This window comes from Nocardia sp. NPDC050799 (assembly GCF_040654015.1).
In the GTDB taxonomy this organism is placed as follows: domain Bacteria; phylum Actinomycetota; class Actinomycetes; order Mycobacteriales; family Mycobacteriaceae; genus Nocardia.
Map to the genome: position 1 here is coordinate 51,941 of NZ_JBFAHF010000021.1, position 11,720 is coordinate 63,660.

11 protein-coding genes are annotated in these 11,720 nt (G+C 69.6%); 7 read left to right on the plus strand and 4 right to left on the minus strand.

Annotated elements, in window-relative coordinates; translation table 11 throughout:
• Nucleotides 1–480: a 6,7-dimethyl-8-ribityllumazine synthase gene (gene ribH, locus AB0H42_RS21830; RefSeq protein WP_063038923.1), complete on the plus strand. Its 480-nt coding sequence runs from the start codon at nt 1–3 to the stop codon at nt 478–480.
• Between the two features lie 18 nt (nt 481–498).
• A complete protein-coding gene (locus AB0H42_RS21835; RefSeq protein WP_357058541.1) occupies nt 499–984 on the plus strand; it encodes a PH domain-containing protein in 486 nt (161 codons plus the stop codon).
• 91 nt (nt 985–1,075) lie between these two features.
• On the opposite strand, the gene AB0H42_RS21840 is transcribed toward AB0H42_RS21835, so the two are convergent.
• Nucleotides 1,076–2,422, minus strand: a complete 1,347-nt coding sequence (locus AB0H42_RS21840) for a DUF1254 domain-containing protein (protein WP_357058429.1) — start codon at nt 2,420–2,422, stop codon at nt 1,076–1,078.
• 72 nt (nt 2,423–2,494) lie between these two features.
• Nucleotides 2,495–4,447, minus strand: a complete 1,953-nt coding sequence (locus AB0H42_RS21845; RefSeq protein ID WP_357058431.1) for a gamma-glutamyltransferase family protein — start codon at nt 4,445–4,447, stop codon at nt 2,495–2,497.
• 209 nt (nt 4,448–4,656) lie between these two features.
• Between AB0H42_RS21845 and uvrC the strand changes: the two genes are divergently transcribed.
• From uvrC to whiA, 4 genes are all read left to right on the plus strand, one after another.
• Nucleotides 4,657–6,714, plus strand: a complete 2,058-nt coding sequence (gene uvrC, locus AB0H42_RS21850; protein ID WP_357058433.1) for an excinuclease ABC subunit UvrC — start codon at nt 4,657–4,659, stop codon at nt 6,712–6,714.
• A 225-nt stretch (nt 6,715–6,939) separates the two neighbouring features.
• Nucleotides 6,940–7,815, plus strand: a complete 876-nt coding sequence (gene rapZ / locus AB0H42_RS21855; protein ID WP_051714600.1) for an RNase adapter RapZ — start codon at nt 6,940–6,942, stop codon at nt 7,813–7,815.
• Complete coding sequence (gene yvcK / locus AB0H42_RS21860) at nt 7,812–8,876, plus strand: uridine diphosphate-N-acetylglucosamine-binding protein YvcK (RefSeq protein WP_357058434.1); 1,065 nt, start codon at nt 7,812–7,814, stop codon at nt 8,874–8,876. The genes rapZ and yvcK overlap by 4 nt, the downstream gene beginning before the upstream one ends.
• The gene (gene whiA / locus AB0H42_RS21865) at nt 8,873–9,850 is read left to right on the plus strand and encodes a DNA-binding protein WhiA (RefSeq protein ID WP_174372421.1); all 978 of its coding nucleotides are present in this window, start codon (nt 8,873–8,875) and stop codon (nt 9,848–9,850) included. Before yvcK ends, whiA begins: the two co-directional genes overlap by 4 nt.
• A gap of 80 nt (nt 9,851–9,930) precedes the next feature.
• On the opposite strand, the gene AB0H42_RS21870 is transcribed toward whiA, so the two are convergent.
• A complete protein-coding gene (locus tag AB0H42_RS21870) occupies nt 9,931–10,095 on the minus strand; it encodes a hypothetical protein (protein WP_357058436.1) in 165 nt (54 codons plus the stop codon).
• A complete protein-coding gene (locus tag AB0H42_RS21875) occupies nt 10,092–10,424 on the minus strand; it encodes a hypothetical protein (RefSeq protein ID WP_357058438.1) in 333 nt (110 codons plus the stop codon). The genes AB0H42_RS21870 and AB0H42_RS21875 overlap by 4 nt, the downstream gene beginning before the upstream one ends.
• Before the next feature lie 269 nt (nt 10,425–10,693).
• Here AB0H42_RS21875 and gap point away from each other — a divergent pair, with 269 nt between their 5' ends.
• Nucleotides 10,694–11,713, plus strand: coding sequence for a type I glyceraldehyde-3-phosphate dehydrogenase (gene gap, locus AB0H42_RS21880; protein WP_063038914.1), 1,020 nt, complete (start codon nt 10,694–10,696; stop codon nt 11,711–11,713).
• Nucleotides 11,714–11,720 lie beyond the last annotated feature (7 nt).

Here is an 11,720-nt window from a genome sequence, read left to right on the forward strand (position 1 = left end):
ATGAGCGGCACCGGAGTACCGAGCTTCGCGCTCGCCGACGCCAAGGATCTGCGGCTGGCGATCGTGGCCTCGCGCTGGCACACCGAGATCTGCGACACCCTGGTCGCCAACGCCGAACGCGTCGCCGCCGAGGCCGGGGTACGCCACACCACCGTCGCGCGGTGCGCCGGGGCGATGGAGCTGCCGGTGCTGGCCCAGGAACTGGCCCGCACCCATGACGCCGTGGTCGCGCTCGGTGTGGTGATCCGGGGCGGCACCCCGCATTTCGACTATGTCTGCGATTCGGTGACCGCCGGCCTGACCCGGGTCTCGCTGGACGAGAGCACCCCGGTCGCCAACGGCGTGCTCACCACCGACGACGAAGCGCAAGCCCTCGATCGGGCCGGACTGCCGGATTCGGCGGAGAACAAGGGCGAACAGGCGGCGGCCGCCGCCTTGGACGCCGCCCTCACCCTCCGCGGTCTGCGCGCGGCAGGCTGAGCCGTGCCGGTCGTACGGATCTGGCGCCGGGGGGAATCCTCCGGCGGTGACTCGGGGAGCTCTCCCGAATGGGAGCTGGAGGTACGCCCGCGGAAGTCGCGTCGCACGGCGGTGATCGTCGCGGTGCTCCTGGTGGTGGCCTTCGTACTGTTCGGGATCTTCCTGCGGACCGACTACACCGGGGTCAATTTCCGGGTGGTCGATCAGTTCGCGATGGCGTGTATCGGGATCTTCGGCGCGGCGGCTGTCCTGCTGCTCACCCGCCCGCGGGTGCGGGCGGGCCGGCGCGGGGTCGTGGTCCGGAATGTGCTCGGGGACAACGAGTTCGAATGGAAGCATGTCCGCGGGGTGACGTTCCCGGACCGTAAGGCGTGGGCCCGGCTCGAACTGGTGAACGACGAGTACGTCCCGATGCTGGCGGTGCGATCCAACGACGGTGAGCACGCCGCGGCAGCTCTGGACCGGCTCCGCGACCTCGGCGTCAAGTACGCCCCGCCGGACTGATCGGGCCCGATGGTCGGCTCCCGGCCGAGCTGTATCGCCCTGCTGCGTTCCGGCCGCTGCGGGTCTCGTCGGCCCGGTCGGCGACGACCGACTACTCCATCCGGACGATCGGCGGCAGCTGGTAGCTGCCGTCGAAGACGGCGTCGCGCGGTTCGTAGATACGCAGCATCGGCCGGAACGGGCCGGACGGAGCGGGTAGCCAGTTGGCCCGCCGCCGCGGATCGGTGGGTTCGTCGTGCTGCACCACCACGGTCAGCGATCCGTCCACCGTCCGCAGACCGGGCGTCCGGTCACCCAGCGAGTAGCGTCCGATCGGGTTCGCGACCAAGAAAAAATCCGGGATGTCGTACATGGTCAACGACCAGAATGCCCCGCAGGGTGGAGGCTCGGCGAAGCGCACCTCGTAGCGGTGGGAGCCGTGCAGCGGCCGGTCGTCGCCGTCGGTGAAGGCCATCGCGTAGGCGGCCTCGTAGCCGTGGTTGCCCCAGAGTCCGGCGCGGGCCGCGCCCGCACGCAGCAGATAGCGGTCCGGGTCGTCGGGGAGTTTCCAGTGCGGATCGTCGAGGGCGCCGACACCGAAGAAATCCAGGTTGTAGTCGAAGATGTGATAGGTCAGATTCCAGCCGTTCTGCCGCGGCGCGCTGCTGTGGGTCGCGGCCGTCTCGAGGCGCTCCTTTCCGGCCGCGAGGCCCTCCCGCAGTGCCGAGGCCCGTTCCGGGTCGAGATCGAGGTAGGGCGTATCGGCGTCCAGCAACCCCAGCGCCTGGTAACGCCGCTGGTAGCGGCGGTCACGGTCGGCGGGCGGGAAAGCTCGGATACCGATGCGGAGCTCTTCGAAGAAACGCAGATTCTCCGGGACCCCCGGCGCGGGGGCGGGCAGGTCCGGGGCGGCCGCGGTCGGCATGAGGCGCAGGGCGTTCTGAAGAGCGCGGACCGCCGGTAGATCCGACTCCCCGTCCACGGCCCACCGGCCCACGATGGTGGCGACCGTGGTCGGGAACTCGATGACGGTGACGCCCTCCGGGGGCATACCGTCCCAGCCGGGCGCGACCAGCAGATAGGCCCCCGGGAGAGTGCCGGTGGCGCGATGACCGATATAGGCGAAGTTGTTCGTCCAGGCGTCGACGAACTGCATGACGTAGTAGCGGCCCGCCGTATCCGGTACGTCCAAGCGCACCGGGCCGGCCGCGGTGGAGACGTTCGCGATCGAATACACGGTGTCGTTGTTGACGGAGACGAAGGTGTCCCGCGGCCCGGCCAGCGCGGTGGCATGGCCGAACACGTTGAGCGGTGTCGGCGGCAGGCCGCCTATCCCTTCTCCGGTGAACCGTGCGATCTGCCGAAGGTCGTAGACGAGCGGGAAACCATAGACGAACGCGTCGGCCGCCAGAGTGGTGAGTTCGGCCCGGGACAGCCCGGCGGTATCGGTGCTCGGCATGACACCAGGGGACCACCGGATACCGCTCGGCGGCTCACCCGGCGCGGGTGAGCCGCCAGGGCGCGGCGTGGTTCACCGGGTATCGCCGAGGACCTCACCTTCGCGCCGGGGGTCGGCCCCGCCGATCCAGCTGTTGTCACCGTCGCGGCCGAGCACACTGAGCCCGCTGGTCTGCGGGGCCACCGAGACCTGATGGCCCCGTTCGCGCAGCCGGGTGACGAGGGGGTCGTGGGCGCCGTCGTCGCTCGCGTCGATCGCCGGATGCTCACCGCCCACATTCGTGACGGGCGTATTCGCGGCGCCGACGGCCGGCGCGGAAACCGCCTGCTGCGGATCCAGACCCCAATCCAGCATGCCGACAAGAGTTTTGACAACGAACTGGATGATGACCGAGCCGCCCGGAGAGCCGACCACATGGGTGAGCGCACCCCGCTCCGAGTCGTTGCCCTGCTCGAACACCAGGGTCGGGCTCATGGAGCTGCGCGGCCGCTTTCCCGGCTCGATCCGGTTGGCGACCGGCTTCCCGTCGGCGCCGAGCGGATCGGTCGCGAAATCGGTGAGCTGGTTGTTCAGCAGGAATCCGTCGACCATGTGGAAGGAACCGAAGGCCGATTCCACGGTGGTGGTCATGGCCGCGGCATTGCCGTAGGAATCGACCACCGAGATATGGCTGGTGCCGTGTTCGGGCTGCTGGGGGCCGATACCCACCGGCGCGGCCCCGAAATCACCGGGCTGCGCGGTGCCCATGCTCCGGCGTGGGTCGATGAGTTCGGCGCGTTTGTCCAGGTACTCCGGGTTCACCAGCGTCTCCGGTGAATTGCCGGGCAGCGGAACGTAATCGGGATCGGCGACGAATTTGTCACGGTCGGCGTAGGCGAGCCGTTCGGCCTCGGCGATGAGGTGTACGGCCTCGGCCTTCGGGACACCGCCGTTACGGTCGACATTCTGCGGCGGCAGGGCCGGAAGATCGAAGTTCTCCAGGATGCCGAGCGTGGCCGCCACCGTGATACCGCCGGAGGACGGCCCGGGCATCCCGCAGATCTCGTGCACGCGGTAGCCGGTGCACAACGGGGTGCGTTTCACCGCGCGGTAGGAGTCGAGGTCCGCGGCTTCCAGGAGACCCGGGGTGCGCCCGCCGGCCCGCGAGGCGGCCGCGGCGACGATGTCCTCGGCGATCGGCCCGGTGTAGAAGCCCTCCGCGCCCTCGGTGGCCACCGTGGTGAGGGTCTTCGACAGGGTAGGATTGGTGAGGATTGTGCCCGCCGCCTTGGGGGACCCGTCCGGGTTCAGGAAGTATTCGGCCGCCGCCTGGTCCCGGGCCAGTTCCGCCGCGGAGTCCGCGATCTGCCCGGCCAGCCGTGGACTGATCTCGAACCCCTGGTCCGCCATCGCCACGGCGGGATCGAACAGTTCCCGCCACGGAATATGGCCGTGCTCGGTGTGCGCCAGCTCGAGCATCCGGACCACCCCCGGCACTCCGATGGAGCGCCCGCTGGCGCGGGTGTCCGGTTTCGGTTCGGTGCGGTCGGTATCGCTGATCCAGCGCAGGTAGTTCTCGGTGGCTTCGGCCGGCGCGGTCTCCCGGCCGTCGTAGGCGTCCAGCGTCTCGTGTTCCGCGTCGTAATAGAGCAGGAACGCGCCACCGCCCAGGCCCGACGCCTGCGGCTCGGTGAGCCCCAGCACGGTCTGCGCGGTGATCAGCGCGTCCGCCGCGGTGCCGCCGGCCCGGAGCACCTCGCAGGCCGCGCGCGTCGCGTGGGAGTTCGCGGTGGATACGGCGTAGCCGCTGGTGCGGACGGCGGTCATCTCGCTGCGGTAGCCCGACGCGATCTCCGGGTTGGTCGCCAGGTCGCGCGAGGTGGGGGCCGCCGAACCCGGGGCCGGCGCGGCGGTCACCGGGGTGCCGTTCGGTGCCGGGGTACAGGGGCCCGCGGCCCCGGTATTGTCGGAGCATCCGCTGAGCGAGCCTGCCACGAGCAGCGCCGTCACCGTCAGCGCGTACCGAATCCGTTGTATCGGGCGCATATTCGAACTCTAGCGGGACACGGCGACAGCGGCGGCCGAACTCGCCCCGCGTGAGGGAAACGGGCCGTGACCGGCCGGGTGGCGGATACCGGCGGCGCGGGTGCATGAGGTGGGCCCCGGCAGGACCGGCGGCGCCGGGTCGCCGGTGTGCGAGCGGCCCGTGCCGACCGGCGGCCGGATGTGTCCGAGGCCGCTACTACGCTGGATACGTGGCAGATCCCGCGACGTACCGGCCGCAGCCCGGCTCCATTCCGCTCGAACCCGGTGTCTACAAGTTCCGGGACTCCTACGGCCGGGTCATCTATGTCGGCAAAGCGAAAAGCCTGCGCAATCGGCTCAACTCGTACTTCGCCGATATCGCCGCACTGCATCCGCGGACCCGCCAGATGGTCACCACCGCCGCGAGCGTGGAATGGACCGTGGTCTCCACCGAGGTGGAAGCGCTGCAGCTCGAGTACAACTGGATCAAGGAGTTCGATCCGCGGTTCAACGTCCGCTATCGCGACGACAAGTCCTATCCCGTACTGGCGGTCACGCTGAACGAGGAGTACCCGCGGCTGTTCGTCTACCGGGGCGCCCGGAAGAAGGGGGTGCGCTATTTCGGCCCGTATGCCCATGCCTGGGCGATCCGGGAGACTCTCGATCTGCTGTTGCGCGTCTTCCCTGCCCGCACCTGCTCGGCCGGGGTGTTCAAACGGCACAGCCAGATGGGCCGCCCGTGTCTGCTCGGCTATATCGACAAGTGCTCGGCCCCGTGTGTGGGCCGCGTCTCCGCCGCCGAGCACCGGCAGATCGTCGACGATTTCTGCGATTTCCTGGCGGGCCGCACCGACCGGATGGTCAAGGACCTGGAACGCCGGATGCAGGCGGCCGCCGAGGACCTCGATTTCGAGAGAGCGGCCCGGCTGCGCGACGATGTGCGGGCCCTGCGCCGGGCACTGGAGAAACAGGCCGTCGTGCTGGGCGACGGCACCGACGCCGATGTGATCGCCTTCGCGGGGGACGACCTGGAGGTCGCCGTGCAGATCTTCCATGTCCGCGACGGCCGGGTACGTGGGCAGCGTGGCTGGGTGGTCGACAAATCCGGCGATGCGGCCGATACCCCGGAGCGGGGCGGTGAACTGGCCGCGCTGGTGGAACAGTTCCTCACCCAGTTCTACGCGGAGCAGACCGCTGTGGCCGAGCAGACCACGGGTGACCAGGCCGCGGCGGTGGTACCGCGCGAGGTGCTGGTCCCCGAGCTCCCGGCCGATGCCGAGGAGGTCCAGCGCTGGCTGTCGACCCTGCGCGGCGCATCGGTGCGGTTGCGGGTACCGCAGCGCGGCGACAAGAAGGCCCTGGCCGAGACGGTGGCGCGTAACGCGAAGGAGGCGCTGGCCCAGCACAAACTCCGCCGCGCCGGCGACCTGACCTCGCGCTCGGTGGCGTTACAGGACATCCAGGACGCCCTCGACCTCGATACCGCGCCGCTGCGTATCGAATGTGTGGACATCAGCCATGTGCAGGGCACCGATGTGGTGGCCTCGCTGGTGGTTTTCGAGGACGGGCTGCCCAAGAAGTCCGACTATCGCCATTACGCGATCCGGGAGGCCGCCGGCGAGGGGCGCTCGGATGATGTGGCCAGTATCGCCGAGGTGACCCGGCGCCGGTTCGCCCGGCTGCGCCGGGAGCGCGATGCCACCGAACAGGCCGATCTCGCGGGGTCGGCGCAGGTGCCCGAATTCGGTACGCCGGCGGACGACGGCTCCGGCCCGGTCGGTGCGGAAGCCGACGCGGAGATCGTGACCCGGCCCGGTATCGACCCGCAGACCGGACGGCCGCGCAAGTTCGCCTATCCGCCCAACCTCTACGTCGTCGACGGCGGCGCGCCGCAGGTGGCGGCCGCGGCGGAGGTGCTCGAGGAGTTCGGCATCACCGATATCGCGGTGGTGGGCCTGGCCAAACGGCTGGAAGAGGTCTGGGTTCCCGGCGAACTCGACCCGGTGGTGTTGCCGCGTACCAGCGAGGCCCTCTACCTGCTGCAGCGGGTGCGTGACGAAGCCCACCGGTTCGCCATCACCTTCCATCGCAGCAAACGGTCACGGCGGATGACGGCATCGGCACTGGACACGGTCCGCGGGCTCGGGGAGACCCGGCGGACCGCGCTGGTGACCCATTTCGGTTCGGTCGCGCGACTCAAAGAGGCCACCGTCGAGGAGATCATCGAGGTACCGGGTATCGGCCGCGCCACCGCGGAGGCGGTACTGGCGGCCCTGCACGAGCGATAGCCTCCGGCGCGGCGGCCGCGGCAACTGCACGGCGACCGGCGCCGGTCACGTACGTTTGTTCCTGCGTCCCGCGACAGTTTCCGGGGGCGCCGACCTACAGCTGGGTGACCGAAACGCAATTCCCGAACAAGATCCGGGTGGTACATGACTCGCGTCGAATCGAACAACAGTACGACAGTGGTGCCGGGTACCGATTCCGGCTCGGGCACCCCGGTCGAAGTCGTGATGGTGACCGGCCTGTCCGGTGCGGGGCGGGGCACGGCCGCGCGGGTACTCGAGGACCTGGGCTGGTATGTCACCGACAATCTGCCGCCGGAGCTGATCGGCCGCATGGTGGAACTGGGTTCCTCGGCCGATCCGCCCATCCTGCGGCTGGCGATCGTCATGGACGTGCGCAGCCGGTTCTTCACCGGGGACCTGTCCGCCGTCACCGAACAACTCCGCGCCCGCGGCGTCCCCACGCGCATCCTGTTCCTGGAGGCCTCCGACGATGTGCTGATCCGCCGGTTCGGTTTCGCCCGGCGCCGCCATCCACTGCAGAACGACAGCGCCGAGGGGACCCTGTCGGCCGGCATCGCCGCCGAACGGGTCCGGCTCGCGGGAGTGAAGGCCGCCGCCGATGTGGTCATCGACACCACCGAACTGTCCATCCATCAGTTGCACCGGAAACTGGAGGAGGTCTACGGCGGCGGCACGCCCGCTGCGCTGCAGTTGACCGTTCAATCCTTCGGATTCAAGTACGGTGTCCCGCTGGACGCGGACATGGTGCTGGATGTGCGTTTCCTGCCGAACCCGCACTGGGTACCAGAACTTCGGCAGCACAGTGGTCAGGAAACGGTGGTCAGCGACTATGTGCTGTCGCGTCCGGGCGCCGACGACTACCTGCGGACCTGTGATCACCTGATCGAGCTGACCACCCAGGGTTATCGCCAAGAGGGGAAGCGTTACATGACGGTCGCAGTGGGCTGCACCGGCGGTAGACATCGCAGCGTCGCGATCGCCGAGGCCCTCGGCAAGATCACCGGGAGCCGGATCGACGCGGGCGCGGACGGGCCGGTGGACGCGGTACGGGTACTGCACCGGGATCTGGGGCGCGAATGAGTCGCGCGGACAACGGAGCCGCCGATCCGTCCGGCCCCGCGGTCGCCGCGCTCGGCGGTGGCCACGGGCTGTACGCGACACTCACGGCGGTCCGGCGCATCACGCGCCGGATCAGTGCGGTGGTGACGGTTGCCGACGACGGCGGTTCCTCCGGCCGGCTGCGCGCCGAACTCGGGGTGCCGCCGCCCGGTGACCTGCGGATGGCGCTGGCCGCGCTGGCCGCCGACGCCGACGGGGTACTCACCCGGACCGTGCAGCACCGGTTCGGCGGCACCGGCGCCCTGGCCGGGCATTCGGTGGGCAACCTGCTGCTGGCCGGGCTCACCGAGGTGCTCGGGGACCCGGTGGCCGCCCTCGACCAGGTGGGTGAGCTGCTCGGTATCAGCGGGCGGGTCCTGCCCATGTCGAATATTCCACTGGATATCGAGGCCGACGTATCCGGGCTGGAAGCCGATCCGCGGGTGAGCCGCTGCATCCGCGGCCAGGTCGCGGTCGCCACGACGCCGGGCAAGGTGCGGCGGGTACGGCTGCTGCCCGCCGATCCACCGTCCTGTGCGGAGGCCACCGCCGCCATCGAAGGCGCGGACGCGGTGATCCTGGGGCCGGGCTCCTGGTTCACCAGTGTCATACCGCATCTGCTCGTACCCGGGCTCCGTGACGCACTGGTCCACACCCGGGCGCGTAAAGTGCTGATTCTGAACCTCGCCGCGCAGCCCGGTGAGACCGCGGGGTTCTCCGCCGAACGACATCTGCATGTATTGTCCCAGCACGCACCGGATTTCGCGGTCGACGAGGTTCTGGTCGACTCCGGGTGCGTGCCGGAAGGGCGGGAGCGTGAGCATGTGGCCAGGGCTGCCGGTCAATTACGGGCGCGAGTAATCTTTTCCGATGTCGCCGACGCGGGAACCGACCGGCACGACCCCGGAAAGCTCGCCGCCGCACTGGATCAACTGATCCACGGGCCTCGGCCACAGTTGCCGGGGCTTCGAGTCGAGGGACGGCACATGGGTCAGGATGTGCGGTCCGGGTTGGGTGGAAAGGAGCACGTCTCGTGGCGATGACAGCCGAAGTGAAAGACGAGCTGAGCCGGCTCGCCGTAACACAGGTGAGTGCGCGCAAAGCCGAACTGTCCGCCCTGCTGCGTTTCGCCGGCGGCCTCCATATCGTCGGCGGGCGGGTGATAGTCGAAGCCGAAGTCGATATGGGCTCCATCGCCCGGCGGCTCCGGCGGGAGATCTTCGAACTCTACGGATACGGGTCGGATGTGCATGTGCTCAGCGCCGGCGGCCTGCGCAAATCCTCCCGCTATGTGGTCCGGGTCGCGAAAGAGGGCGAGGCCCTGGCCCGGCAGACCGGCCTGCTCGACGTCCGTGGCCGGCCCGTGCGCGGACTACCCGCCCAGGTCGTCGGCGGTAGCGTCGCGGATGCGGAAGCCGCGTGGCGCGGCGCCTTCCTGGCGCACGGCTCGCTCACCGAGCCCGGCCGTTCCTCGGCTCTCGAAGTGAGCTGCCCCGGACCCGAAGCCGCGCTGGCACTGGTCGGTGCTGCCCGGCGGCTCGGGATCTCCGCCAAGGCCCGCGAAGTGCGCGGCACCGATCGGGTCGTGGTCCGCGACGGTGAGGCCATCGGCGCCCTGCTCACCCGGATGGGTGCCCAGGACACCCGGCTCACCTGGGAAGAGCGGCGGATGCGCCGTGAGGTCCGGGCCACCGCCAATCGGCTCGCCAACTTCGACGACGCGAACCTGCGCCGTTCCGCCCGGGCCGCGGTGGCCGCGGCCGCCCGGGTGGAACGTGCCCTGGAACTGCTCGGCGAGGATGTGCCGGACCATTTGGCCGCGGCGGGGAAGCTGCGGGTGGAACACCGGCAGGCTTCGCTCGAGGAGCTCGGTCAGCTCGCCGACCCTCCCATGACCAAGGACGCGGTGGCGGGCCGTATTCGACGATTGCTGTCGATGGCCGACCGGCGGGCGAAGGAGCTCGGGGTGCCGGATACGGAATCGGCGGTCACCGCGGAGCTTCTCGACGACGCCTGAGGCGTGCGGCCGGACGGCCTGCGCCGGGTCCGGCCGGCCGGCGGCCGGCGGCCGGCGGCCGGCGGTGCACAGCCGGGGGCTCAGCGCAGCATGCACCAGATGCGGGGACCGCTGTCCGGGATCTCCACCTCCGCGCTGACCCGGAATCCGAGATGTTCGTAGAACCGGACATCGGCCGCCGTCGACGTCTTCAGGAAGGCGGAGACTCTGTCGCTTTCCGCTGCGGCCGGGCCCGGTTCGATCACCGCGCGGCCCAGGCCGTACCCCGGCGTGCGGGGCCGACGCCGACGGTACCCAGGAACCGGACGGGCCCGGCCGGGCGGTGCGGCGCCAGGGCCGCTTCCGCCGCGCTGTGCGCCGCCGCGCGATCCCCGGCCAGTTCGGTGAAGCGTGGCGCGAGTTCGGTGAACACCGCCTCGGTGGCGGTGACCGGGGTGGTCCGGACGGCTACCGCATCCCCGTCGTCGGCGACCCACACCCTGCCGTGCGGTAGGCCGATCCGGATGAGGAAGAGCTCCTGAAAGGTGGCCGGACGCCGCTCGTGATCGTCGGCGGCGAGGTGTGCCGGGTCCATGGATAGTCGGCGAAGGCCCGGGTGAGGGTCCTGATGGCGCGGGACGTGCCGGCGGCGGTGGCGGGGCGGATGTGCGGAGTCGCGGGAGCGGGTTCGTTCGGCATCTCCGCCATCATCCCGGACAGCCGGTGGAACTGCCGGAGTGTTCCGGCCGGGTGCCCGGATACCCGGTGCTCACGAACACCAGGTGCCTGTCGGGGAGGTTGCCGCGAGGCATTAGGGTTGACAGGGCATCGGAACGATCCGCTTGACAGCTGAGGAGCGATAACGTGACTGTCCGGGTAGGTATCAACGGCTTCGGTCGTATCGGACGCAACTTCTTCCGGGCGGTGGAGGCGCAGAAGGCGCTCGGCACCACCGATATCGAGATCGTCGCGGTCAACGACCTCACCGACAACGCGACCCTCGCCACGCTGCTGAAGTACGACTCGATCCTGGGCCGGCTGCCCCAGGACGTGTCGCTCGACGGTGAGGACACCATCGTGGTGGGCGATCAGCGCATCAAGGCGCTGGCCATCAAGGAGGGCCCGGCGGCGCTGCCGTGGGGTGATCTGGGCGTGGACGTCGTGGTCGAGTCCACCGGTATCTTCACCGACGCCACCAAGGCCAAGGGGCATCTGGCCGCGGGCGCGAAGAAGGTCATCATCTCCGCCCCGGCCAAGGGTGAGGACATCACCATCGTGATGGGCGTCAACGACGACAAATACGACGGCAGCCAGAACATCATCTCCAACGCCTCCTGCACCACCAACTGCCTGGGCCCGCTGGCCAAGGTGCTGAACGACGAGTTCGGCATCGTCAAGGGCCTGATGACCACCATCCACGCCTACACCCAGGACCAGAACCTGCAGGACGGCCCGCACAAGGATCTGCGCCGGGCCCGTGCCGCCGCGGTGAATATCGTGCCGACGAGCACCGGTGCGGCCAAGGCCATCGGCCTGGTGCTGCCCGAACTCAACGGCAAGCTCGACGGTTACTCGCTGCGGGTGCCGATCCCCACCGGCTCGATCACCGACCTGACGGCCGATCTCGCCAAGAAGGCCACAGTCGACGAGATCAACGCGGCGTTCAAGGCGGCCGCCGAGGGGCCGCTGAAGGGCATCCTGAAGTACAGCGTCGACCCGATCGTGTCCAGCGATATCGTCACCGACCCGCACTCGTCGATCTACGACGCGCCGCTCACCAAGGTGATCGACGACCAGGTGAAGGTCTACTCCTGGTACGACAACGAGTGGGGCTACTCCAACCGCCTCGCCGACCTCATCGGCCTCGTCGGCAAATCCCTCTGAGGAACGG